A 26,173-nucleotide genomic window follows, 5' to 3' on the forward strand; every position below is an offset into this window, starting at 1 on the left:
CTTCAATCGCGTAGCCCGGATGCAAACCGGGAAAAATGCTCGAACGCCGCATCAGACGGCCTTCTCGGCCAGCAGCGCCTGCAGCTCGCTGACCACCTGCTGCGGCAACAGCGTCTCGAAACAGGACTGGTGGCGGTCGCCCGCTCCGGCACCCGGTCCGGTAGCGCACAGGTGTACCTGGGAGCGACCATAGGCACCCACTCGCCCAGGCAGTGTCGGCCCATAAAGCGAGATGGTTGGCACATCCAGGGCCGCGGCCAGATGCCCGAGACCGGTATCAACCGCCACGCAGGCGCGGGCACCCGCGATCACCTTGGCCACACCGGCCAGATTCAATCTGGGCAGCAACGCGGCATTGTCCAGTCCAGCGACGATGCGCTCGGCGCGCGCCTTCTCGACCTCATTACCCCAGGGCAGGCGCAACGCCCAGCCGAGTTCGCTCATGCGCTCGGCCAGCTCGCGCCAGCAGGCCTCAGGCCAATGCTTGCTCGGCCAGGTGGTGCCGTGCAGGAACAACAGATAAGGCTGCTCCACCGCACCGGCCATGCGCGCGCGATTGAGCCCATAGTCGCCAATACCCTCCGGCAACGCATAGCCCAGCGCCTGGGCGAACAACTGGCGGGTACGCTCAAGGGCGTGTTGCTCGCGCGGCACGGCATAACGCCGGTCATAGAAACGACTGGCGATCGGCTCGCGCGCCGAATCACCGTCCAGGCCTGCAACTGGCGCCGCCACAAAGCGGGTCAGCCAGGCACTTTTCAGCAAGCCCTGGGCATCAATCACCAGGTCGTATCGGGTTTCGCCGAGGCGCTGCTTGAAACGCTTCCACTCGCCACTCTTGAACGTCTGCCAGAGGTGCTTGCGCCAGCGGCGAATAGCTACGGGGATCACCTGCGCGACGGCCGGGTGCCAGGCGGGAATCTCGGCGAAGCCCTCCTCCACCACCCAGTCGAACTGGATACCGGGGATCGCCCGCGCGGCATCAGTCAATGCTGCCAGGGTATGCACCACGTCGCCCAGCGAAGAGGTTTTGATCAACAGAACCCGCAAACTATTCAACCTCGACCGGGTCACTGACCAGGCGATCCAGCGCCTCGATCACCGGGCGCGGCTTGAGCTGACCCAGGCAGTTGTAGTGACCGAAACGGCAGGTGCGCTCGAAGCACGGGCTGCATTCCAGGCCCAGGCGGACGATTTCCACCTGCTCGGCCAGCGGCGGGGTAAAGCCCGGCGAAGTCGAACCGTAGACCGCTACCAGCGGGCGATTCAGCGCTGCCGCCACATGCATCAGGCCAGAGTCGTTGGACACCACGGCACCGGCACAGGACAGCAGGTCGATGGCCTCGGCAAGGCTGGTTTCGCCGGCCAGGTTGACTGCTTCCTCGCGCAGGCCCGGAATCAGGCGGGCGCGGATGTCTTCACCCACCGGGTGATCATTCTTCGAGCCGAACAGCCAGACCTGCCAGCCGGCGCGGACTTTCAGTTCGGCGACCTTGGCGTAATGCTCGCTCGGCCAGCGTTTGGCTTCACCGAACTCGGCCCCCGGACACAGCGCCAGCACCGGTCGATCCAGACTCAGACCGAACTTGGTCAGTGCCGCATCGCGGCTGGCTTCCTCTATGCGCAGACTCGGGCGTGGATACGGTTTCGGCAAATCAATGCCAGGCTCAAAGGCCAGCGCCATGAAGCGCTCGATCATCAGCGGATAACGGTCTTTATCGAGAATCCGCACATCGTTGAGCAGGCCGTAGCGCATCTCGCCCTTCCAGCCAGTGCGCTTGGGAATGCCGGCAAAGAACGGCACCAGGGCCGATTTCAGCGAGTTAGGCAGCAGGATCGCCTGGTCATATTGACCGGCCAGGGATTTGCCGATCTTGCGCCGGGTCGCCAGTTGCAGCACGCCGTGGCCGAGCGGAAAACTCAGGGCCTGACGCACCTCGGGCATGCGCTCAAGGATCGGCCGGCTCCAGTCCGGGGCCAGCACATCGATCTCGCAGTCGGGATGACGCTGCTTGAGACACTGGAACAGCGTCTGCGCCATCACCATGTCACCCACCCAGCTGGGGCCAATAATCAGGATATTCATAAGCTCAACAGCGTAGGTTGGGTTGAGGAGCGTAGCGACGAAGCCCAACGGACACCGCGTGAGTCTGCGTCATGCTGGGCTTTGCAGCGCAAAGCCCAGCCTACGGGTTACTTCACCAGCGTGCGCCATTCGGCATGGGCGCTGGTCTTGCCGGCCACCAGATCGAAATAGGCTTTTTGCAGCTTTTCGGTCACCGGACCGCGGCGACCAGCACCAATCTGCCGATCATCGACTTCGCGGATCGGCGTGACTTCGGCGGCGGTGCCGGTGAAGAAGGCCTCGTCAGCGATATACACCTCGTCGCGGGTGATGCGCTTCTCGATCACCGGGATGCCCAGTTCGTCGGCCAGGGTCAGGATGGTGTTGCGGGTGATGCCGTTGAGGCACGAGGTCACTTCCGGGGTGTACACCACGCCGTTCTTGACCAGGAAGATATTCTCGCCCGAGCCCTCGGCCACATAGCCTTCGGTATCCAGCAGCATGGCTTCGTCGGCGCCGCCGGAGATGGCTTCCTGCAGGGCCAGCATCGAGTTGATGTAGTTGCCGTTGGCCTTGGCACGGGTCATCGAGATGTTGACGTGATGGCGTGTGAAGGAGCTGGTGCGCACCTTGATACCTATCTGCAGCGCTTCATCGCCCATGTAGGCGCCCCAGTTCCAGGCAGCGACGATGACATGCACCTTCAGGCCAGTGGCGCGCAGGCCCATGGCTTCCGATCCGTAGAACACCATCGGGCGGATATAGGCGCTTTCCAGGTTGTTCTCACGCACTGCAGCGCGGGTCGCTTCGTTGATTTCGTCTTTGCAGAACGGAATCTTCATGGCCATGATATGAGCCGAATCGAACAAGCGATCAGTGTGCGCCTGCAAGCGGAAAATCGCTGCGCCGTCCGGAGTGTCGTAGGCGCGCACGCCCTCGAAAACGCCCATGCCGTAATGCAGGGTGTGGGTCAATACATGGGTGGTCGCGTCACGCCACGGCACCAGTTTGCCGTCATACCAAATCACGCCATCACGATCGGACATCGACATAGTTGCCTGCTCCTCAAATTTGATTGCTACTCAGTCGCCGGTGCGCTGCGCGCCTGCCGGCCAACACAATTCAATTCAGCCCCAGCTCTTGCCAGATACGTCGCACGCTGCGTCTTTGCTCCTGGAACTGGTCACCGCGCACCACGCCGGGCTGCTTCTGCAGCGCCTGGCGATGGGCCGCTGCACGGTAGGCCTTGTAAGCCTCTTGCAGCAGACCGACATCTTCGGCAACCAACAAACCAAGGTGTTCCAGGCCTTCCAGAATGCGGATGTTATCGGTGAACTCCAGCAGCGCGGGGTATTGTCGCGACCACGCCAGGGCCGCGTATTGCACCATAAATTCAATATCGACGATACCACCGGCATCCTGCTTGAGGTCGAAGCAGGCCGAGGCCTCGAAGGCATTGGCCGCGGTACCGGCCGCCGTGGCTCGCGTGCCGAGGTTATCGCGCATCTTCGCGCGCATCTCACTGACCTCGGCGCGCAGCAGGTCGAGGTCACGCTCACGACCCAGCACCGCCGCGCGCACTGCCTCGAACGCCTTGCCGACCCGCGGGCAACCGACCAGCACCCGGGCGCGCACCAGCGCCTGATGTTCCCAGGTCCAGGCTTCGTTTTCCTGATAGCGCTGAAAGGCGCCCAGCGAACTGACCAGCAGCCCCGCCACGCCCGAGGGGCGCAGTCGCATGTCGACCTCGTAGAGCTGGCCGGAGTTGGTCTGGGTGGTCAGCAAGTGAATGATGCGCTGACCCAGCCGATTGAAGAACTGCGCACCGTCGATGGGTTTGGCGCCATTGGTTTCGGCCTGAGGGTCGCCATCATGGATGAACACCATATCCAGGTCAGAGCTATGGCCCAGCTCGATGCCACCCACCTTGCCGTAACCGACAATGATGAAATCCGGGTCGCACAGGCTGCCATCGGCACGCTGCGGCGCTCCGTATTTACTCACGGTATGCCGCCAGGCCAGGGCCAGCACCTGATCGAGAATCGCCTCGGCCAGCCAGGTCAGGTAATCACTGACCTTCATCAGCGGCAGGCTACCGGCAACTTCCGAGGCGGCCACACGCAAGCGGTGCGCCAGTTTGAAATGGCGCAGCGCCTCCATCTGCTGCTCCAGGTCATCCTCGGGGATGCGCATCAGTCGCTCACGCAACTCCGCGGCCAGTTCCGGCGCCAGCGGCGGCTTGAACAGTCGCCCCTCGTTAAGCAGTTCATCGAGCAATAAAGGGAAGCGGGCAATCTGCTCGGCAATCCACGGGCTGGCGGCGCAGAGCGTCAGCAGGCGCTGCAAGGCACCGGGATTTTCCGTCAGCAGCACCAGATAGGCCGAGCGCCGCGCCACCGCTTCGATCAGCGGCAACACCCGCTCCAGCACCAGATCAGGATTTTCATGCTCCACCGCCTGCGCCAACAGACGCGGCATAAAAGCATCCAGGCGTTCGCGACCGAGACGCTGCATGGCCCGCACCTGGTTGCCGTTGCGCAAACCGGCAAGGCGCCGCCAAGCGGACTGCGCATCGCTGAACCCGGCCTCGACCAACTGCCGACAGGCGGCTGCCTCGTCCTGCACATCGCTCCACAGCGGCAACCACTCACCACCGACCACTTCGTCATCGGCGGTATCGGCATCCTCATCCGGGTCGGCGATCACCTGACGGAAATGCCAGTCAACCCGGCCACGCCAGTGCATCAGTTGCTCATGGAACGCTGCCCAGTTGTCGAAGCCCATGATAAAAGCCACCCGCGTGCGATCCTGATCGTTGTCCGGGAGCGTCTGCGTCTGTCGATCATCGATGGCCTGCAAGGCATGCTCGGCATAGCGTAAAAAGGCATAGCCATCGCGCAGCTCGTCAGTCACTGCAGACGGCAGATAACCCTGATCACGCAAGGTAGTAAGCACCGCGAACAGTGAGCGCTGCTGCAGGCTCAGGTCGCGCCCGCCATGGATCAACTGGAAGGCCTGAGCAATGAACTCCACTTCGCGAATACCACCTGCGCCAAGCTTAATGTTCTCGGCCATACCCTTGCGCCGCACTTCCTGCTGGATTAGCTGCTTCATGGTGCGCAGCGCTTCGATCGCGGAAAAATCCAGGTAACGCCTATAAACGAACGGCCGCAGCATCTCCAGCAACTGCGCGCCAGCGACCTGATCGCCACCGACCACCCGCGCCTTGATCATCGCGTAGCGCTCCCAGTCACGGCCCTGATCCTGGTAGTACTGCTCCAGCGCATTGAAACTGAATACCAGCGAACCCGAGGAGCCATAGGGGCGCAGGCGCATGTCGGTGCGAAAGACGAAACCATCGACCGTAATGGCGTCCAGCGCCTTGATCAGCCGCTGACCAAGGCGAATGAAAAATTCCTGATTATCCAGTGGCCGCTTGACCCCTTCGGTCTCCCCGCCCTCCGGGTAGCCGAAGATCAGGTCGATGTCCGAGGACAGATTGAGCTCATGGGCGCCCAGTTTGCCCATGCCGAGAATCACCATGTGCTGCGCCTGGCCACTGCGCCGCCCAACAGGTGTGCCGAACTGGGCGCAATGCCGCGAGTAAAGCCACTGATAGGCCAGATCGATGCAGATATCAGCCATCTCCGAGAGATCGCGACAGGTCTCGATCAGATCGGCCTGGCGGCTGATATCGCGCCAGATGATGCGCAACTGCTGACGATTGCGGAAACGCCGCAGGCGGCGACCCAGCTCATCCTCATCCGTACAATCGAGCAGCACGGCCACCAGCTGCCCACGCAGCTCACCGGCCTGCAGCGAGCGTTCCAGCTCGCCAGAGGCGGCCAACTCCAAGAACATCTGCGGGTCGCGTTGGGCTTGCTCGACAACGAAGTCGCTGGCCGCTGCCACGCGCCGCAGCGCCTCGCAGCGGGCGCTCGGCCAGGCAGCAAAGTCGGCGGCAGCAGCAACCGAGCATGCGGCGCAAGCTGCCTCGAGGGACTGCTCGGCGCGCAGCACCAGGGGAGCAAGAGTGGCAGGTAAAGAAGCCAACGTGGGCAGGCTCATGGTCTATCCTTTTTGGCGGGCTGCAAATGACACGCGTAAAGCCGCAAACCCTCAGGTTTGACGCGGCGCGCGCAACAAACAGACAAATAAAGTGTAGTTTTGCTACGAGAAAATCTATTCAAAGGGCTGAAATTGCCGTCGATATGTAGTAAAACTACACAGAGCCGGTCCTATCTCCGGCACATCCAAGAATTCACGTGCCCGCCCACAAAGCCGGTCACGCCCCTGGCCTCCGATTCTGGAAGCCTTTCCGCCCTGGAGCAAGCCATGCAAGACCTCGATCCCGTCGAAACCCAGGAATGGCTGGACGCCCTTGAGTCTGTCCTCGACAAGGAAGGCGAAGACCGCGCACATTACCTGATGACTCGCCTGGGCGAACTGGCCACCCGCAGTGGTTCCCAGTTGCCCTATGCGATCACCACGCCGTACCGCAACACCATCCCGGTAACCCACGAAGCACGCATGCCTGGCGACCTGTTCATGGAACGCCGCATTCGCTCGCTGGTACGCTGGAACGCGTTGGCGATGGTGATGCGCACCAACCTGAAAGATTCCGACCTGGGCGGCCATATTTCCAGTTTCGCCTCCTCGGCGACCCTGTATGACATCGGCTTCAACTACTTCTTCCAGGCACCTACCGAAGAGCACGGCGGCGATCTGGTGTTCTTCCAGGGCCACGCATCACCCGGCGTTTACGCCCGCGCCTTCATGGAAGGCCGCATCACTGAAGACCAGATGAACAACTTCCGCCAGGAAGTCGATGGCCAAGGCCTGTCGTCCTACCCGCACCCCTGGTTGATGCCGGACTTCTGGCAGTTCCCGACCGTATCCATGGGCCTGGGCCCAATCCAGGCGATCTACCAGGCACGCTTCATGAAGTACCTGGAAGCGCGCGGCTTTATCCCGGCCGGCAAGCAGAAAGTCTGGTGCTTCCTGGGCGACGGCGAGTGCGACGAGCCGGAATCCCTCGGCGCTATCTCCCTGGCTGGCCGCGAGAAGCTCGACAACCTGATCTTCGTCATCAACTGCAACCTACAGCGTCTTGATGGCCCGGTACGTGGTAACGGCAAAATCATCCAGGAACTCGAAGGCGTGTTCCGTGGTGGTGGCTGGAACGTCAACAAAGTGGTCTGGGGGCGTTTCTGGGACCCGCTGCTGGCCAAAGACGTCGACGGCATCCTGCAGCGCCGCATGGACGAAGTCATCGACGGCGAGTACCAGAACTACAAGGCCAAGGACGGCGCGTTCGTCCGCGAGCACTTCTTCAACTCGCCGGAACTCAAGGCGATGGTTGCCGACCTGTCCGATGACGAGATCTGGAAGCTCAACCGCGGCGGCCACGACCCGTACAAGATGTATGCGGCCTACCACCAGGCGGTCAACCACAAAGACCAGCCGACCGTGATCCTGGCCAAGACCGTCAAGGGCTATGGCACCGGTGCGGGCGAAGCGAAGAACACCGCACACAACACCAAGAAGGTCGATGTCGACAGCCTCAGGCAGTTCCGCGACCGCTTCGACATCCCGGTAAAAAACGACGAGCTGGAAAGCCTGCCGTTCATCAAGCCGGAAGAAGGCAGCGCCGAAGCGCGCTACCTGAGCGAGCGCCGCGCCGCACTGGGCGGTTTTGTGCCGCAGCGCCGGGCCAAGAGCTTCAGCATCCCGACGCCGCCACTGAATACCCTCAAGGCCATCCTCGATGGCTCGGGCGACCGCGAAATCTCCACCACCATGGCCTTCGTGCGCATCCTTGCGCAGCTGGTCAAGGACAAGGACATCGGCTCACGCATCGTGCCGATCATCCCGGACGAGGCGCGCACCTTCGGCATGGAAGGCATGTTCCGTCAGCTCGGTATCTACTCCTCGGTCGGCCAGCTCTATGAGCCGGTGGATAAAGACCAGGTGATGTTCTACCGCGAGGACAAGAAGGGTCAGATTCTCGAGGAAGGTATCAACGAAGCTGGCGCCATGAGTTCTTTCATCGCCGCGGGCACCAGCTACAGCTGCCACAACCAGCCGATGCTGCCGTTCTACATTTTCTACTCGATGTTCGGCTTCCAGCGCATCGGTGACCTGGCCTGGGCCGCTGGCGACAGCCGCACCCGCGGCTTCCTGATCGGCGGCACCGCCGGACGCACCACCCTGAACGGTGAAGGCCTGCAGCACGAAGACGGTCACAGCCACATCATGGCCTCGACCATCCCCAACTGCCGCACCTTTGATCCAACCTACGGCTATGAGCTGGCGGTGATCATTCAGGACGGCATGAAGAAGATGACCGAAGAGCAACAGGACGTCTTCTACTACATCACCGTGATGAACGAGTCCTATCAGCAGCCAGCCATGCCCGCGGGTGTCGAGGAAGGCATCATCAAGGGCATGTACCTGCTCGAAGAGGACAAGAAGGAAGCGGCGCACCACGTACAGCTACTCGGCTCCGGCACCATCCTGCGTGAAGTGCGCGAAGCGGCGAAAATCCTCCGCGAAGAGTTCAACGTCGGTTCCGATGTGTGGAGCGTCACCAGCTTCAACGAACTGCGTCGCGACGGCCTGGCCGTAGAGCGCGACAACCGCCTGCATCCCGAGCAGAAGCCCAAGCTGTCGTATGTCGAGCAGTGCCTGACTGGCCGCCAAGGCCCGGTCATCGCCAGCACCGACTACATGAAGCTGTTCGCCGATCAGATTCGCCAGTGGGTGCCAAGCAAGGAATTCAAGGTGCTGGGCACCGACGGCTTCGGCCGCAGCGACAGCCGCAAGAAACTGCGTCACTTCTTCGAAGTGGATCGCAACTGGGTGGTTCTGGCCGCCCTTGAGGCTCTCGCCGACCGTGGTGATATCGAACCGAAAGTGGTGGCTGAAGCCATCGCCAAGTTCGGTATAAACCCGAAAAAAATCAACCCACTGGACTGCTAAGGAGCGAAACGATGAGTGAATTGATTCGCGTACCCGACATCGGTGGTGGTGAGGGTGAAGTCATCGAACTGATGGTCAAGGTTGGTGATCGCATCGAGGCCGATCAGAGCCTGCTGACCCTGGAATCGGACAAGGCCAGCATGGAAATCCCGGCGCCCAAAGCCGGGGTAATCAAGAGCCTGAAGGTCAAACTCGGCGACAGCCTGAAAGAGGGCGATGAGCTGCTGGAGCTGGAAGTCGAAGGCGCTGCCGAAGCAGCACCAGAAGCCCCCGCCGCGGCACCCGCTGAAGCGCCCCAAGCGGCTGCAGCTCCGGCACAGGCCGCAGCACCTGCGCTAGCCGCACCGGCCAGCAGCAGCGTGGAGGAAATCCACGTGCCGGATATCGGCTCGGACGGCAAAGCCAGGGTTATCGAAGTACTGGTCAAGGTCGGCGATAGCGTCGAAGTTGACCAGTCGCTGATCACCCTGGAGTCAGACAAGGCCAGCATGGAAATCCCCTCGCCGGCTGCCGGCGTGGTGGAAAGCATCCGCGTCAAACTGGAAGACGAAGTCGGTACTGGCGATTTCATCCTCACGCTAAAAGTCGCGGGTGCAGCTGCAGCAGCTCCTGCAGCGCCCGCTGCAGCGCAAACGACCGAAGGGCACAAAACCCCTGCTGGCGCCGACCCTGCCGTCGTCGCCGAGGTCAACGCGATAGCCAAACTATCGGCAGCCGCCGCCAGTGCAGCTGCTGCGCCGGCTGTCGCCAGCGGCAATAAGGTGCATGCTGGCCCGGCCGTTCGTCAGCTGGCACGCGACTTCGGTGTTGAGCTGTCTGCCGTGCCTGGCAGCGGGCCGAAAGGCCGAGTCCTCAAGGAAGACGTGCAGGTGCATGTCAAGGCCATGATGCAAAAGGCCAAGGAGGCGCCTGCTGGCGCAACTGGCGGCGCCACCGGTGGCGCAGGGATCCCGCCGATCCCGGTGGTGGATTTCAGCAAGTTCGGTGAAATCGAAGAAGTGGCCATGACCCGCCTGATGCAGGTCGGCGCCGCCAACCTGCACCGCAGCTGGCTCAATGTGCCGCATGTGACCCAATTCGACTCAGCCGACATCACCGAGCTGGAAGCCTTCCGCGTCGCGCAGAAAGGCGTGGCCGAGAAAGCCGGGGTCAAGCTCACCGTGCTGCCGCTGCTGCTCAAGGCCTGCGCCTTCCTGCTCAAGGAACTGCCAGACTTCAACAGCTCGCTGGCACCGAGCGGCAAGGCGATCATCCGTAAGAAATACGTGAACATCGGCTTCGCCGTGGACACCCCGGATGGTCTGTTGGTCCCGGTAATCAAGAACGTCGACCAGAAGAGCCTGCTGCAGCTTGCTGCCGAGGCAGCGGTACTGGCGGAAAAAGCCCGCACCAAGAAGCTGTCGGCCGATGACATGCAGGGTGCCTGCTTCACCATCTCCAGCCTCGGCCACATTGGCGGCACCGGCTTTACGCCGATCGTCAACGCGCCGGAAGTGGCGATTCTTGGCGTGAGCAAGGCGACCATCCAGCCAGTCTGGGACGGTAAGGTGTTCCAGCCCAAGCTGATGCTGCCGCTGTCGCTGTCCTACGACCATCGCGTAATCAACGGCGCTGCTGCCGCACGCTATACCAAGCGTCTAGGCGAAGTGCTGGCAGATATCCGCACCATGCTGCTGTAACTTTTTCGAGCACGCCACGCTCGTTCCTCAACCCCGCCCTGTTTGGCGGGGTTTTTTTTGGGCTATGTACCGGCTAACTGTTGCTAGATTGCATGCAGTAATCCCATGCCGGAACCAGGGGGACGCCTAGTCCTTGCTGGCCGGCGCTTGGCGCAAGCAGGTCTGAACGATGGCGTCCCGGCGAACGCACTCGCCGACAAGTCCCCTCCTACATGGTGAACGTGTGGGAGCGGACTTGTCCGCGAAACTTTTGATGGATCCCGTTCACGGCGCCCTGTGAGCGAAGCACCTTAACCCCGCTGCACCTTGCGGATCAGAAAACTCAGCGCCTTGGCCAGCTCAGCTGCGCCCTGGTGATCGCGCACGATGGTCAGCAGCGGGCTGCCGTCGAGCGGACTGAACACAACACAGCTGATGCCGCTGGGCGGGCAGTCGTAACGGATAAACGGGTCGACCCCGAACACGCCAATGCGCTGGTTACGTACGGCCATGTCGCTGCCCTGCCCGCGGATTTCCTCGCGTAGCAGCAGCTCGCCGGGCGCGCCCAGGCGCAGCTGATAAATGAGGTCCTGCCGCTGCGCCTGGCCAACCTGATAACCGGCGCGCAGGGCATACGTGGTGAGCAGCGAATTACTGTGCAACAACAAAACCTGGCGTTCGTCCTGGTTCAGGTACAGACGCTGCAAGCCGGCCAGATAGCGGTCCTGCTCGGCGCTGCTGAGCCCCGCCGCTGGCTCGCTAGCCAAAGCCGGTGGTGCAACCAGACAGCCAAGCAAAAACACTGTATGAATTAGTTTTCTTGTCAGTCGCAAATGCATGATGCACCCTTACTCAACGCCATAGTGAAGTGGGCTTAACCCTCGCAACAGCCAGCATACTGGAAGCCAACCGCTTGATGAAAAGTCATCCCGATGCCGTGAGCCGGTTAGCATCCGAGGTTGTGACACAGTTGCCAGTACCGTCGAGGCTCGGCATGTTGCGTTTCGAGCGCTTGAACGAGGCAAGCTGGGCGCTGCTGTTTCTCGATCCGGCCTGCGAAGGCCCGTTCGGCATTCCTGCCAGCGAACTCTGCGCGCTGATCGAGGCTCCCTATGCCTGCCTGATGGAGCCTGAGGCTCGCCATCGACTGCATGACAACATCCAGTTGCAACTGGCGCAACAGCCGCATTACCTGGTGAACTACACCCTGCATACCGCGCACGGCCCTGTCTGCCTGATGGAAACGGGCGAGCCGTTCAAGCAGCACGGCCGTCATCTGCTGCGCGGTTACCTGATGGTTACCCCTGAGTCCTGCGCTCACACCCAAGCGGCGTCGAGCAGCGAAGATCAGCAGCGCCAGCAGCGTTCGCAGGCCCAGCAAAGCCTGATAGTGCGCCTGGCGCGCCAGCGCTACTCCAGCAGTGACCCGTTGCAAGAAGCCGCCGAACTGATCACGCGCACAGCTTGTGGCGCGTATGACGTAGCGCGAGCAAGCATCTGGAACCTGAATGGCGCCAACCTTGAGCCCGTAGCCCTGTTTCGCCGCGACCTCGACTGCTACGAGCACGCATTGCCGATCGATATCAGCGCATACCCCGACTATCTGCGAGCACTGCAAGGTGGTCGTGCGATCGACGCCCGCGATGCGTCACTCGATCCGCGCACTCGTGAGATGTCTGCGGGCTACCTGCTGCCGACGGCGATCATGGCCATGCTTGATGCCAGCATCCGGGTCGGCGGCGAAGTAGTCGGCGTATTGTGCCTGGAGCACATCGGCTCTCGAAGAATCTGGCAGGCCGACGAGATTGCCTTTGCCGGAGAGCTGGCCGACCAATACGCACAAGTGCTGAGCAATCAGCAACGGCGCAGCGCCACCAGTGAGTTGCACCTGTTCAAGCGCGCGGTTGAGCAAAGCGCCAGCGCCTTTATCCTGATTGATCACGATGGACTGGTGGAATACGTCAACCCGAGCTTCACCGCCATTACTCTGTACAGTTCGGCCGAGGTTCAAGGCCGACGCCTGTCCGAGTTGCCAGCCCTGGAAAACCTCAGCGATATCCTCTTCAATGCCCGCGCCGGCCTGGCCGAGCACAATAGCTGGCAGGGCGAGTTCAAGAACCGGCGCAAGAACCTTGAGCCCTACTGGGGGCAACTCTCGATTTCCAAGGTGCATGCCGATGACGGCACCTTGACCCATTACATCGGTATCTACGAAGACATTACCGACACCAAACAAGCCCAGCAACGCATAGAGCGCTTGGCCTACAGCGACAACCTCACCGGTTTGGGTAACCGCTACGCCTTTATCCGCGCACTGGAACAGCGTTTTGCCAGCGCCGACGGCAAGCCGTTCAGCCTGCTGCTAGTCGACATCGACAATTTCAAGCGGATCAACGACAGCCTCGGCCACCAGACTGGCGACAAGCTACTCATCAGACTGGCCCGCCGCTTGCGCAACAGCCTCCCGTCAACAGGCACACTCGCGCGCTTCGCCAGCAACGAATTCGCCATCCTGCTGGATGCCGCCGACCTGGCTGGCGCCCAAAAGCTGGCCCACCAAGTACTGCATATCCTGGACAAACCCCTGTTCGTCGACAATCAATTGATAAGCGTTACCGGCTCTATAGGCGTGGTCAGCGTGCCTGAACACGGGGCAGACCCACACGCCCTGATGAAGCATGCGGGCCTGGCGCTGCACAAGGCCAAAGCCAACGGCAAACACCAACTACAGGTCTTTACCGAGGCACTCAACGCCGAGGCCGACTACAAACTGTTCGTCGAAAACAACCTGCGCCTTGCGCTGACCCAGAACGAACTGGAGGTGTTCTACCAACCCAAGCTGTGCCTGAAAACCGGCCAACTGATTGGCATGGAGGCGCTGCTGCGCTGGCACCACCCAGAGAAAGGTATGATCCAGCCGGACCAGTTCATCGGTGTGGCCGAGGAGACCGGGCTGATCATCCCCATAGGCAAGTGGGTCGCACGCCAGGCCTGCCGCATGAGCAAACAGTTGACCGCTGCTGGCTTGGGCAACCTGCAAGTGGCGATTAATTTGTCGCCCAAGCAGTTCTCCGACCCCGACCTGGTTGGCTCGATCGCCGCGATCCTGCACGAGGAACTGCTGCCACCCAGCTTGCTGGAGCTGGAGTTGACCGAAAGCCTGCTGCTGGAAGCCACTGCCGACACCCGCCACCAGCTCAGCCGCTTGAAAAGCCTGGGCCTGACCCTGGCCATGGACGATTTCGGCACCGGTTATTCGTCGCTCAGCTACCTGAAGAAATACCCCATTGATGTGATCAAGATCGATCGCAGCTTCATCAAGGACATTCCAGAAAACCAGGACGACATGGAGATCACCTCGGCAGTGATCGCCATGGCGCACAAACTAAAACTCAAAGTCGTCGCCGAAGGCATCGAAACCGCCGCGCAGCTGAGCTTTCTGCGACGCCAGCACTGCGACATCGGCCAGGGCTACCTGTTCGACCGACCGATCGCCGGGGGCGAACTGGTGAGCAGCCTTAAACGCTATCAACGCCAGAGCTAGACCAAGCAGCGCCGGATGCCTGCACCGACCTGGAATGCTGCGCCCGTCGCGCGGGCCTATTCACACATGCTCATATCGAGGACATAACCCATGCCCCTTCACTCGCACGAACTACCCAGCGCCGAGCAGGCCCTGCCTGGCCGTGACACGCCCCTACCAGTGCCGAACGCCCACTACGTCAACGGCCACCCCCTGCAGGCGCCATTCCCGGCTGGCTTGCAACAAGCGGTATTCGCTCTCGGCTGTTTCTGGGGCGCCGAGCGACGCTTCTGGCAACAACCTGGCGTCTGGACCACTGCCGTCGGCTACGCGGGCGGCCATACGCCCAACCCGACCTACGAGGAAGCCTGCTCCGGCCTGACCGGGCATACCGAAGCGGTACTGGTGGTGTTCGACCCGCAGCAGACCAGCTACGCGGCGCTGCTGAAAGTTTTCTGGGAAGCACACAATCCGACCCAGGGCATGCGCCAGGGCAACGACATCGGCAGCCAGTACCGCTCGGCGATCTACTGCTATGGTGCCGAGCAACTGGCCGCCGCCGAAGCCAGCCGGGCACAGTTTCAAGCCGAGCTGGAGCAGGCCGGGTTCGGCACCATCACCAGCGAAATCGCCGAAGCACCGCCCTTCTACTACGCCGAGGCCTACCACCAGCAATACCTGGCAAAAAACCCCGGTGGCTATTGCGGGCTAGGCGGCACAGGCGTGTGCCTGCCGGCGTAACGGCGGGTCATTGCCGCGGAGAAAAACTGCTGGCCTGGGCCATCTGCCACATGCGCGAGTAGAACTCGCCCGAGACCTCGCCGCTGAGCAGTTCACCCGGCGCGAGAAACACATGCAGCTGCGAATACAGCTTGATCTCGCTGGCCGACATGCGCCGCACCAGGTGCTTGGCCTCCAGCTGCTCGGGATGCTCAAGGCCTGCAGCCGCAAGCATCTCGGCCAGCCCTTTGAGGGTATTGTGGTGAAAACTGCGGACCCGCTCGGCCTTGTCCGGCACCACCAAAGCGCGCTGGCGCAACGGATCCTGGGTGGCCACGCCGGTCGGGCATTTGTTGGTGTGGCACGCCTGGCTCTGCAGGCAGCCGAGGGCGAACATGAAACCACGCGCCGAGTTGGCCCAGTCAGCCCCCAGCGCCAGCACGCTGGCAATGTCAAAAGCGCTGACAATCTTGCCGCTGGCACCAATCTTGATCTGCTCACGCAAGCCGATACCGACCAGGGTGTTGTGCACAAACAGCAGGCCTTCGCGCAGCGGTACGCCGATATGGTCGGTGAATTCCAGCGGCGCGGCGCCGGTGCCGCCCTCCTTGCCGTCCACCACGATAAAGTCCGGCAGGATCCCGGTTTCCAGCATGGCTTTGGCGATGCCCATGAATTCCCAGGGATGCCCTAGGCAGAACTTGAAACCCACCGGCTTACCCGCAGACAACGCACGCAGTTTGGCAATGAACTGCAGCAGCTCGATAGGCGTGGCAAAGGCACTGTGCCGCGCCGGCGAAACACAATCCTGGCCCATTGGCACGCCACGGGTCAGGGCAATCTCAGCACTGACCTTGTGCTTGGGCAAAATGCCGCCATGCCCCGGCTTGGCACCCTGAGACAGCTTGATCTCGATCATTTTCACCTGCGGATTTGCCGCCTGCTCGGCAAACCGCTGCGGATCGAAACTGCCATCCGCATGGCGACAACCGAAATAACCGCTACCCAACTCCCACACCAGATCACCGGCGTGCTCACGGTGATAGGGGCTAATGCTGCCCTCACCGGTGTCGTGATAGAAACCGCCCAGCTTGGCGCCCTGATTCAACGCACGAATGGCGTTGGCGCTGAGCGAACCAAAGCTCATTGCGGAGATATTGAACAGCGACGCCGAATACGGCTGGGTGCATTGCGGCCCGCCAATGCTCACCCGAAACGTTCCAGGGTCGACGTGCAGGGCTGGCAGCATGGAGTGACCGATGAACTCAAAGCCACTCTGGTAGACATCGGCCAAGGTACCGAACGCCTTGTCTGCACTCTGGTTCTTGGCCCGCGCATAGACCAGCGAACGCTGGGCACGGGAGAACGGCAATTGATCGCCGTCGGCCTCCAGCAGGTACTGGCGGATCTCCGGACGAATCGCCTCAACCAGGTAGCGAATATTGCCGAGAATCGGGTAGTTGCGCCGCACCGCCTGGCGCGTCTGCAGCAGGTCATTGATACCTACCGCACTGAGCAGGGCGGTGATCGACGTCAGCCCCCACAGCCACTCATGCGCACCGACAAAAGGCAGGCTGGCCACGGTGAACAACACGCAGAACGCGAAGCAGGCATAACGGTTCAACAACGACACATTCATATCGACTCCCGGCAAACAGACTGGTCCTCGCGACACCTGAATGACTTAAGCGGTCTTTTCCTCGATTAGCCAGTCCATGCGCCAGCCGGCCTGGCTTTGCCCGAGCAAGGTGGTGAGCCAGGGCAGAACCTGCTTGAGCTCCTCCTCCAGGCCCCAGGGCGGATTGCTGATCACCAGGCCGGAACCGTTCAGGCGCTGGGCGTCATCGGCGGGGTGCACATAGAGCTCGATGCGTAGCAGCGTGGGCGCGCTGCTCTTGCCTAGGTCGCGATAGAAGCGCCGGAGTTGGCCCAGCTCCTTGATCGGATACCAGATCGCCACCACCGCCTGACGCATCCGGCCAATGGCTTCATTCAAGGCCTGTACGCAACGCTCCTGCTCGTCGGCCTGCTCGAAAGGCGGGTCGATCAGCAACAGCGCACGCTTCTCGCGGGTCGGCAGCAGGGCACGCGCCACGTGCCAGCCTTCGCCAAGGTGCACGGCAACGCGGCGGTCGCCGGCCATGTTTTCCTTGAGCAGGCGGCCGTCTTCCGGGTGTTTCTCGTTGAGGTGCAGACGATCCTGTTCGCGCGTCAGCATGCGCGCCAGCTCCGGCGAGCCGGGGTAATGGCGCAGCACGCCACCCGGGTTCATGGCGCGGATCACTTCCAGGTAGTCGAGCAGCGGGTCCGGAACATCCGTGGCCTGCCACAAGCGTGCGATGCCTTGCAGCCACTCGCCGGTGCGGCTGGCCTGATCACCTTGCAAGTCGTACAGGCCAACGCCAGCGTGGCTGTCGAGGTAGGCGAACGGCGCCTCCTTGCGTGAAAGCAGGGCGATCAGGCGGCTCAATACATAGTGTTTCAGTACATCGGCATGATTGCCGGCGTGAAAGGCGTGACGGTAATTCATCGGGCGGACTCCTGTGGCCGCACAGTTTAACAGGCTGCCTGCAACTGCCGCGCCAGCATTTGCACTGGCCACGGCCAGCTGCAACTGGCTATGGTTATGCGTCCTGATGCAAGAAAACCCCACGGAGCCTGACCTAATGCCACTGCAACAGCTGCTGGGTATCGACCTGCCATTGATCCAGGCGCCCATGGCCGGGGTGCAAAACCATGCACTGGCCGTAGCCGTATCAAATGCCGGCGGCCTCGGCTCGCTGCCCTGCGCCATGCTCGACAGCGACGGGTTGCGTGCAGAGCTGACGGCGCTGACAGCCAAGACCCGCAAGCCCAACAACCTCAACTTCTTCTGTCACACCCAGGCGCCAGCCGATGCGCTGCGCGAGGCTGCCTGGCGCGAGGCATTGGCGCCTTACTATGCCGAGCTTGGCCTGGATTCGGCCCATATCGCGGCCAGCCCTGGTCGGCAGCCGTTTAGTACCGACATGGCCGATCTGCTCGATGAGTTTCGCCCGCCGGTAGTGAGTTTTCACTTCGGCCTGCCCAGCGCCGACTTACTGCAACGGGTGCGCGCTTGCGGAGCAAAAATTCTCAGCTCGGCGACCACCGTCGAGGAAGCCCTGTGGCTTGAGGCGCATGGTGCCGACGCGATCATCGCCCAAGGCCTGGAAGCCGGCGGGCATCGTGGCATGTTTCTCAGCGATGAGCTAAGCAGCCAACTCGGCACCTTCGCCTTGCTGCCGCAGATCGTTCAAGCGGTGCGTTTGCCGGTAATCGCCGCTGGCGGGATTGCCGATGCTCAGGGCGTGCGTGCGGCCATGGCCCTCGGCGCGGCGGGCGTGCAGATTGGCACCGCTTACCTGTGCTGCGTTGAAGCCAGCACCAGCGCGATTCACCGCGCCGCCCTGCAAAGCCAGGCGGCGGCGCACACCGCCCTGACCAACCTGTTCAGCGGCCGCCCGGCACGCGGCATCGTCAATCGAGTGATGCGTGAGCTGGGGCCGATCAGCCCGCTCGCGCCGGCCTTCCCCCTGGCCACGGCAGCCATTGCGCCACTGCGAGCCAAAGCGGAAAGCCAGGGCAGCGGTGATTTCTCGCCGCTCTGGGCCGGGCAGAATGTCAGCGGCTGCAAGGCCATCAGCGCCGCCGCGCTGACCCGCGAGCTGGCGCAGGGATTTATCCAGTAAGCAAGAACGCCACGGAGCAACCTCGTAGGGTGGATGACGCTTCACCCATCCACCGTTGCGATCGGGTGGATGAAAAAAGCGTCATCCACCCTACTCAACCGCCCCGGCCCAACGCCCCGTTATCACGCTCATTAATAGTGCTGGGAGGCGCGCGCGCAGCTGCTTAGACTCGGCCCATCGCAACCGGAGGTACACCCATGTCCGAGTCTCTGCTCAGTTCCCGCAACCTGGCCTTCGAGCTCTACGAAGTGCTGGACGCCGAAGGCCTGACCCAGCGCGAACGTTTCGCTGAACACAGCCGCGAAACCTTTGACGCGGCCATCGACACCGCCCGCAGCATCGCGGAAAACCTGTTTGCCCCGCACAACCGCAAGAACGACGAACACGAGCCGGAGTATGTCGACGGTGCCGCGGTGCTGATCCCCGAAGTGAAACCGGCGGTGGATGCCTTCCTTGAAGCGGGTTTCCTGAATGCCACCCGCGAGTTCGAGGTGGGCGGCATGCAGTTGCCCAACCTGTTGTCGCAGGCCTGCTTTGCGCACTTCCAGTCGGCCAACGCGGCGACCACCTCGTATCCGTTCCTGACCATGGGCGCGGCCAACCTGATCGAGAACTTCGGCAGCGCCGAGCAGAAGCAGCGCTTCCTGCAGCCGATGATCGATGGCCGCTTCTTCGGCACCATGGCCTTGACCGAGCCGCATGCAGGCTCCTCGCTGTCGGACATCCGCACCCGCGCCGAACCGGCCGAAGACGGCAGCTACCGGCTCAAGGGCAACAAGATCTTTATCTCCGGTGGCGACCATCCTCTGTCGGAAAACATCGTGCACATGGTGCTGGCCAAGCTGCCGGATGCGCCGCCTGGCGTTAAAGGCATCAGCCTGTTTATCGTGCCCAAATTTCTGGTCAACGATGATGGCAGCCTGGGCCAGCGTAACGACGTGGTATTGGCCGGGCTGTTCCACAAGATGGGCTGGCGCGGCACTACCTCCACCGCGCTGAATTTTGGTGATAACGGCGACTGCGTGGCGTACCTGGTGGGCAAGCCGCACCACGGCCTGAGCTACATGTTCCAGATGATGAACGAGGCGCGCATCGGCGTCGGCATGGGCGCGGTAATGCTCGGCTATGCCGGCTACCTGTACTCGCTGGACTATGCCCGTCAGCGCCCGCAAGGTCGCCTGCCGGATGGCAAGGACCCGGCCTCCAGCCAGGTGGCGATCATCGAGCACGCTGACGTACGGCGCATGCTGCTCACCCAGAAAGCCTACGTGGAAGGTTCCTTCGACCTCGGCCTGTACGCCGCGCGGCTGTTCGACGACACCCTGACCCTGGAGACCGAGGAAGAGCGCCGCATTGCCCTGGAGCTGCTCGACCTGCTGACCCCGATCGTCAAATCCTGGCCGTCGGAGTTCTGCCTCAAGGCCAACGAACTGGCGATCCAGGTTCTCGGCGGCCACGGCTACACCCGCGATTACCCGGTGGAGCAGTACTACCGCGACAACCGCCTCAACCCGATCCATGAAGGCACCCACGGCATCCAGTCCCTCGACCTGCTCGGCCGTAAGGTGTCGATGAACGGCGGCGCGGCGCTCAAGCAGTTGCTCAAGCTGATCCACGGCACCTGCCAGCGCGCCGAGGAGCATGCTTCGCTGACGGCCCTGCGCCAGCCGCTGGAGCAACTGCTGGCACGCCTGCAAACCGTGACCCTGGCGCTGCTGGGCGACTTGATGAGCGGCAAAGTGAATGAAGGCCTGGCCAACTCGGCGCTGTACCTCAAGGTGTTCGGCCATACCGTGATCGGCTGGCGCTGGCTGGAACAGGCGATTCGCGCGGAAGAAGGCCTGGCGCGCGGCAACCCCGCCGATGTCGACTTCTACCAAGGCAAGCTGCAGGCTGCGCGTTACTTCCTGACCTGGGAAGTGCCAAGCTGCCACCACGACCTGGCCATCCTCGAAGCGCGCGACGATACCTGCCTGGGCATGCAAGAGGCCTGGTTCTAAAACAGCCGGGAAGAATGACGCCTCGCTGTCATGAGGCATTTTCTGGGCATGTGCCCGCTAGCTGTTGCATGCGACGCGCAGATTGAGCCCAGCGAAGCCCGGCAGGCTGCCGGGCAGCGTCGCATCAGGCCATAGGCAACACGACTCGGCCTATCTCCTTGCAACAGTTAACAGGTGAGAGGCCTTTTTTTTGACAGCCAGGCAAGGTCAACGGTTAGAATCCATGGCACGCACCATGCATATCGGTGCACCCGCCTTTCGATCCGGAGTACTTCCTTGGACGCCAGCACCATCAATAATCTGTTCTTGATCGGTGCATTGCTGGTGGCGTTGAGCATCCTGGTCAGCGCCTTCGGTTCGCGTTTCGGCATTCCCATCCTGGTGATTTTCCTCGGCGTCGGCATGCTTGCCGGCACCGACGGCCCCGGCGGTATTCTCTTCGACAATTACCCGCTGGCCTACCTGGTGGGCAACCTGGCGCTAGCGATCATCCTGCTCGATGGTGGCATGCGTACCCGCGTATCCAGCTTCCGCGTGGCCCTGTGGCCCTCTTTGTCGCTGGCCACGTTCGGCGTGCTGCTGACCGCCGGGTTGACCGGCGTGGCTGCTGCCTGGCTGTTCAACCTGAGCTGGATGGAAGGCCTGCTGATCGGCGCCATCGTCGGCTCCACTGACGCTGCCGCGGTGTTCAGTCTGCTCGGCGGGCGCGGCCTCAACGAACGGGTCAGCGCCACCCTGGAAATCGAATCCGGTAGTAACGACCCGATGGCGGTGTTCCTCACCGTTACCTTGATCGCCATGCTGGCCAGCGGCCAGGATGGTTTGAGCTGGTCGCTGCTCCTGCAACTGCTCCAGCAGTTCGGTATAGGTGCGCTGTTTGGCCTGGGTGGCGGCTGGCTGCTGCTGAAACTGGTCAACCGCATGGAACTGGCCAACGGCCTCTATCCCTTGCTGGTGGTCAGTGGCGGACTGATCATTTTCGCTATCACCAATACCGTGGGTGGCAGCGGTATTTTGGCGATTTACCTGTGTGGCTTGCTGCTCGGCTACAAGCCGATCCGCTCGCGGCACGGCATCCTGCACATGCTCGACGGCCTGGCCTGGCTGGCCCAGATCGGCATGTTCCTGGTGCTCGGCCTGCTAGTTACGCCCCATGAACTGCTGCCGATCGCCTTGCCCGCACTGGGCCTGGCACTGTGGATGATTCTGTTCGCCCGACCGCTGTCGGTTTTTCTCGGCCTGCTGCCGTTCAAGGGTTTCCATGACCGCGAGCGGGTTTTTATCGCCTGGGTCGGCCTGCGTGGCGCGGTGCCGATCATTCTCGCGGTGTTCCCGTTTATGGCTGGCTTGGAGAATGCTCAGCTGTTCTTCAACGTGGCCTTCTTCATCGTGCTGGTCTCCCTGGTTCTGCAAGGCACCAGCCTGCCCTGGGCGGCCAAACTGTTGCGCGTCACCGTACCGCCGGAGCCGGCGCCGGTGTCGCGCGCCGGCCTGGACGTGCACCCCACCAGCCAGTGGGAGCTGTTTATCTACCGCCTAGGCGCGGAAAAATGGTGCATCGGTGCCGCCCTACGTGAGTTAAAGATGCCCGAAGGCACGCGCATCGCTGCGCTGTTTCGCGGCAAGGAACTGCTCCACCCCTCTGGCAGCACCCGGCTTGAGGCTGGCGACCTGCTCTGCGTGGTCGGCCATGAGCACGACCTGCTGGCCTTGGGCAAGTTGTTCAGCCAGGCCCCCAAACGCGGTCAGGACCTGCGCTTCTTCGGCGATTTCGTCCTCGAAGGTGATGCCGAACTCGGCGCCGTTGCCACTCTCTACGGCCTGAAACTGGCTGACATCAACGGCCAGCAAACGCTAGGCCGCTTTATCGGCCAGAAGATCGGCGGTGAACCGGTGGTTGGCGATCAGGTCGAGTGGCAGGGCCTGATCTGGACTGTGGCGGCAATGGAAGGGAACAAGATCCGTAAAGTCGGCGTCAAATTTCCCGAAGGCACTCGTCCGGGGCCCGGCATGTTTCTCTGACGGGCTGCGGCAAACCTCCTGCGCCAAGCGTTCAGCAACCTGTAAACTCAATATCTTTTCGAGCTGCCCGATCGCGACCATGCCTTCTCTACGCACCTATTTAGCCGTACTTATGCTCGGGTTTTGCCTGAGCACAACCTCGAGCCTCGCAGCCGAACCCCCGCTACGCGCCGACGTGCAGAGCAGCCTGGAAAGCCTGGCTGACCGCACGCTGCCGGAGGCCGAGCAACTGGCGCTCAAGCAGACGCTGGAAAAAACCCTTGAGCTGCTCAACCAGCAGGCTGACAGCGAAAAGCGCCTCAGCGACCTCAAGCAGCAACTCGAACAAGCACCGCGACTGATCGGTGAAGCGCAGCGCGAACTGATCCGCCTCAAGGGCAGCGAACCCACCCCGATCACCCAGCGCTATGCCAAGACCGAGGTACCCCAACTGGAGCAGTTGCTCAGCGAGCGCAACGCTCAGTTGAACGACTGGCAGAGGCAGATCATTGATGCCAACAGCCTGATCATCACGGCGCAGACCCGCCCCGAGCGGGCGCAAGCGGAGATCAGCAGCAATCAAACACGCAGCCAAGAGATCAACAACGCCCTGAAAAGCGGGAAAGACGCGGGCAAGTCGCTGACCGCAGAGCGGCGTGACCTGCTCAATGCCGAACTCGCCGCGCTCAATGCTCAAACCATGCTGCGACGTGAGGAACTGGCAGGCAACAGCTTGCTGCAGGACTTGGGCAGCAGCCAGCGCGACGTGCTCGATGAGCGCATCAAGCGACTGGAGCAGGAGTTGCTCGACCTGCAATCGCTGATCAACGAAAAACGCCGCACGTTATCCGAGCAAACCGTCGCCGAACAATCGCTTGAAGCAGAGAAAGCCGGCTCAGACAAGCTGCTGACCAGTGTCAGCACACGTAACCTCAAACTGTCCGACTACCTGTTGCGCTCCACTGAGCGCCTCAATCAGCTGACCCAGCAAAACCTGCAGACCCGCCAGCAACTGGACACCCTCAACCAGAGCGACCAAGCCCTGGATGAGCAGATCAGCGTATTGCAAGGCAGCCTGCTGCTGTCAAAGATCCTTTATCAGCAAAAACAGGCCTTGCCCGAGCTGACCCTGGACAACGGCCTGGCCAATGAAATCGCCGACATACGCCTTTATCAGTTCGAGCTGGCCCAGCAGCGCGAACTGCTCAGCAACCCTGCCGCTTATGTCGAGCAGTTGCTCGCCAAGCAACCCGCTGAAAACGTCACCGCACAATTGCGCGCGAGCCTGCTCGAGCTGATGGATACACGCCGCGGACTGCTCGACCGGCTTAATCGTGAGCTCAATGCCCTGCTCAACGAGTCGATCACCCTGCAGCTCAACCAGAAACAACTGCAAAGTACCGCCCGCACCATGCGCGCGACGCTGGATGAGCAGATGTTCTGGATCCCCAGCAACAAGCCGCTGGACCTCGATTGGTTCGCCAGCATGCCGCGCCTGCTGGAGCGACAAATAGCCGACCTGCCGTGGGGCAGCAACCTGCGCGAGCTGGGCGCGGGCCTGATCGAGCGGCCGCTGTTGTTTTTGCCACTGTTATTACTGATCGGCCTGCTGCTGTGGAAACGCAGCTACCTGTACCGCAAGCTCAGCGAACTGCATCAGGACATCGGTCACTTCAAGCGCGATAGCCAACTGCATACGCCACTGGCGGTTTTCCTCAACATGCTGCTGGCGCTACCCGGCACCCTGTTCCTGGCGCTGTGCGGCTTTGCCTTGCAAATGGACGCCCGCGGCCAGAACGTCAACCTCGGCGCGGCCCTGTTCGAGATGGCCCAGGCTTGGCTGGTGTTCTATACCGTCTACCGGGTTCTCGCGCCAGGTGGTGTGGCTGAGCTGCATTTCCGTTGGCCGCGCACCCAGGTAAGCTTCCTCCACCAACAGATTCGCCGCCTCGGCCTGGTTGTCATCGCCCTGGCCGGCGTCGTGGCCATTGCCGAACACCAGCCCGCCAGCCTGGCCGACGATGTCATCGGCATTGCTGTGGTCCTGGCCTGTTACGGCCTGATGGCCTGGCTGTTGCACCGACTGCTGTTGAGCGGCCCGGCGCGCGAGCATGCATCGGCGTTCCGCATACTCCTCGGCATGCTGTTCAGTCTGCTGCCGCTGGCCCTGATCATCGCGGTCGGCTTCGGCTACTACTACACCGCACTGAAACTCAGCGACCGACTGATCGACACCCTTTATCTGCTGGTGATCTGGCTGTTCGTCGAAGCCGCCTTCGTGCGCGGCCTCAGCGTCGCTGCCAGGCGTCTGGCCTACCAACGCGCCACTGCCAAACGCCTGGCCCAACAGGCTGCCGAGGGCGAAAGCGGCGACGTTGTGATCGAAGAGCCGACGCTGGACATCGAGCAGGTCAACCAGCAGTCGCTGCGCCTGATTCGCCTGGCCTTGCTGGGTGCCTTCATTGCCGCGCTGTATTGGGTCTGGGCCGACCTGATCACGGTGTTCGCCTACCTGGACAACATCACCCTCTACGAATACAGCAGCGGCACTGGCGAAACCGCCAGCCTGGTGCCCATCAGCCTCAGCGACGTGCTTGGCGCGCTGATCATCGTCGGCATCACCGCGGCCTTGGCACGTAACCTGCCAGGCCTGCTCGAAGTGTTGGTGCTGTCGCGCCTGAAACTGGCGCAGGGCAGCGCTTATGCCACCACCACCCTGCTGTCCTACCTGATTGTCGCCATCGGCTTCGTGGTCACCCTGTCCACCCTGGGGGTTAGCTGGGACAAACTGCAATGGCTGGTGGCGGCGCTGTCAGTCGGCCTCGGCTTCGGCCTACAGGAGATCTTCGCCAACTTCATCTCCGGCCTGATCATCCTGTTCGAACGCCCGGTACGCATCGGCGATGTGGTGACCATCGGCAACCTGTCCGGCACGGTGAGCAAAATCCGTATCCGCGCCACCACCATCACCGACTTCGATCGCAAGGAAATCATCGTCCCGAACAAGACTTTCGTCACCGATCAGCTGGTCAACTGGTCGCTTAACGACACCATCACCCGGGTGATAATCAAGATTGGCGTGGCTTACGAGACCGACCTTGCGTTAGCGCGCAAGCTGATGATGCAGGCTGCCGTGGAAAACCCACGGGTGCTGCGCGACCCGGAACCCATGGTGCTATTCCTGACGATCAGCGCCAGCACCTTCGACTATGAATTACGCTTCCATGTGCGCGAACTGGCTGACCGCAATGCCTCCACCGATGAAATCCTCACCCGCATCGCCTTGAGCTTCCGCGAGCACAACGTCGAGATGGCCTTCAACCAGGTCGAAGTCATGGTCAAGAACCTACAGGGCCAGGAACTCAACTTGAGCACCGGCAAGAGCACGGGACCAACCCAGGCCGACGCGCTCAAGCCCGCGATTAATAAGCCGGCCGCAGAGCCCGACCAGGACCCGATCACCCCGACGACACCCGCAATCGATCCGCACTAAACACCGCGCGTTGCTCGGGGCC

The 26,173-nt window shown here is 62.0% G+C and carries 15 protein-coding genes; 8 read left to right on the forward strand and 7 right to left on the reverse strand.

Going from position 1 to position 26,173, the window contains the following annotated elements:
- Positions 1–51: 51 nt before the first annotated feature.
- From waaC to glnE, 4 genes are all read right to left on the reverse strand, one after another.
- Complete coding sequence (gene waaC, locus Q8K09_RS01880) at positions 52–1,050, reverse strand: lipopolysaccharide heptosyltransferase I (protein ID WP_305253320.1); 999 nt, start codon at positions 1,048–1,050, stop codon at positions 52–54.
- A 1-nt stretch (position 1,051) separates the two neighbouring features.
- Positions 1,052–2,086, reverse strand: a complete 1,035-nt coding sequence (waaF, locus tag Q8K09_RS01885; protein ID WP_305253321.1) for a lipopolysaccharide heptosyltransferase II — start codon at positions 2,084–2,086, stop codon at positions 1,052–1,054.
- 107 nt (positions 2,087–2,193) lie between these two features.
- Positions 2,194–3,117 (reverse strand): branched-chain amino acid transaminase, encoded by a 924-nt coding sequence (locus tag Q8K09_RS01890; RefSeq protein ID WP_305253322.1) that lies wholly within the window; start codon positions 3,115–3,117, stop codon positions 2,194–2,196.
- A gap of 70 nt (positions 3,118–3,187) precedes the next feature.
- The gene (glnE, locus tag Q8K09_RS01895; RefSeq protein WP_305253323.1) at positions 3,188–6,133 is read right to left on the reverse strand and encodes a bifunctional [glutamate--ammonia ligase]-adenylyl-L-tyrosine phosphorylase/[glutamate--ammonia-ligase] adenylyltransferase; all 2,946 of its coding nucleotides are present in this window, start codon (positions 6,131–6,133) and stop codon (positions 3,188–3,190) included.
- A gap of 267 nt (positions 6,134–6,400) precedes the next feature.
- Here glnE and aceE point away from each other — a divergent pair, with 267 nt between their 5' ends.
- Both aceE and aceF read left to right on the forward strand, forming a co-directional pair.
- On the forward strand, positions 6,401–9,046 hold the full coding sequence (gene aceE / locus Q8K09_RS01900) for a pyruvate dehydrogenase (acetyl-transferring), homodimeric type (RefSeq protein ID WP_305253324.1): 2,646 nt from the start codon (positions 6,401–6,403) through the stop codon (positions 9,044–9,046).
- Positions 9,047–9,057: 11 nt separating this feature from the next.
- Complete coding sequence (gene aceF / locus Q8K09_RS01905; RefSeq protein ID WP_305253325.1) at positions 9,058–10,725, forward strand: dihydrolipoyllysine-residue acetyltransferase; 1,668 nt, start codon at positions 9,058–9,060, stop codon at positions 10,723–10,725.
- Between the two features lie 290 nt (positions 10,726–11,015).
- Here the strand turns inward: aceF and Q8K09_RS01910 are convergent, their stop codons facing one another.
- Positions 11,016–11,543, reverse strand: coding sequence for a hypothetical protein (locus Q8K09_RS01910; RefSeq protein ID WP_305253326.1), 528 nt, complete (start codon positions 11,541–11,543; stop codon positions 11,016–11,018).
- A 77-nt stretch (positions 11,544–11,620) separates the two neighbouring features.
- Here Q8K09_RS01910 and Q8K09_RS01915 point away from each other — a divergent pair, with 77 nt between their 5' ends.
- Both Q8K09_RS01915 and msrA read left to right on the forward strand, forming a co-directional pair.
- Positions 11,621–14,248, forward strand: coding sequence for a bifunctional diguanylate cyclase/phosphodiesterase (locus Q8K09_RS01915; RefSeq protein WP_305253327.1), 2,628 nt, complete (start codon positions 11,621–11,623; stop codon positions 14,246–14,248).
- Positions 14,249–14,338: 90 nt separating this feature from the next.
- Entirely contained in the window at positions 14,339–14,968 is a 630-nt protein-coding gene (gene msrA / locus Q8K09_RS01920; protein WP_305253328.1) for a peptide-methionine (S)-S-oxide reductase MsrA, read from the forward strand.
- 7 nt (positions 14,969–14,975) lie between these two features.
- Here the strand turns inward: msrA and Q8K09_RS01925 are convergent, their stop codons facing one another.
- Positions 14,976–16,586, reverse strand: coding sequence for an FMN-binding glutamate synthase family protein (locus tag Q8K09_RS01925; protein WP_305253329.1), 1,611 nt, complete (start codon positions 16,584–16,586; stop codon positions 14,976–14,978).
- 45 nt (positions 16,587–16,631) lie between these two features.
- Complete coding sequence (locus Q8K09_RS01930; protein ID WP_305253330.1) at positions 16,632–17,477, reverse strand: 23S rRNA (adenine(2030)-N(6))-methyltransferase RlmJ; 846 nt, start codon at positions 17,475–17,477, stop codon at positions 16,632–16,634.
- A 136-nt stretch (positions 17,478–17,613) separates the two neighbouring features.
- On the opposite strand from Q8K09_RS01930, the gene Q8K09_RS01935 reads away from it, so the two are divergent.
- The 4 genes from Q8K09_RS01935 to mscK all read left to right on the forward strand — a co-directional run bounded on the left by Q8K09_RS01935 (position 17,614) and on the right by mscK (position 26,151).
- On the forward strand, positions 17,614–18,657 hold the full coding sequence (locus tag Q8K09_RS01935) for a nitronate monooxygenase family protein (protein ID WP_305253331.1): 1,044 nt from the start codon (positions 17,614–17,616) through the stop codon (positions 18,655–18,657).
- Between the two features lie 197 nt (positions 18,658–18,854).
- On the forward strand, positions 18,855–20,657 hold the full coding sequence (locus Q8K09_RS01940; protein WP_305253332.1) for an acyl-CoA dehydrogenase: 1,803 nt from the start codon (positions 18,855–18,857) through the stop codon (positions 20,655–20,657).
- Positions 20,658–20,933: 276 nt separating this feature from the next.
- The gene (locus tag Q8K09_RS01945; RefSeq protein WP_305253333.1) at positions 20,934–22,679 is read left to right on the forward strand and encodes a potassium/proton antiporter; all 1,746 of its coding nucleotides are present in this window, start codon (positions 20,934–20,936) and stop codon (positions 22,677–22,679) included.
- 79 nt (positions 22,680–22,758) lie between these two features.
- Positions 22,759–26,151: a mechanosensitive channel MscK gene (gene mscK, locus Q8K09_RS01950; protein ID WP_305253334.1), complete on the forward strand. Its 3,393-nt coding sequence runs from the start codon at positions 22,759–22,761 to the stop codon at positions 26,149–26,151.
- The last annotated feature ends 22 nt before the right edge of the window (positions 26,152–26,173 follow it).

The organism is Pseudomonas sp. (assembly GCF_030683065.1).
GTDB lineage: Bacteria > Pseudomonadota > Gammaproteobacteria > Pseudomonadales > Pseudomonadaceae > Aquipseudomonas.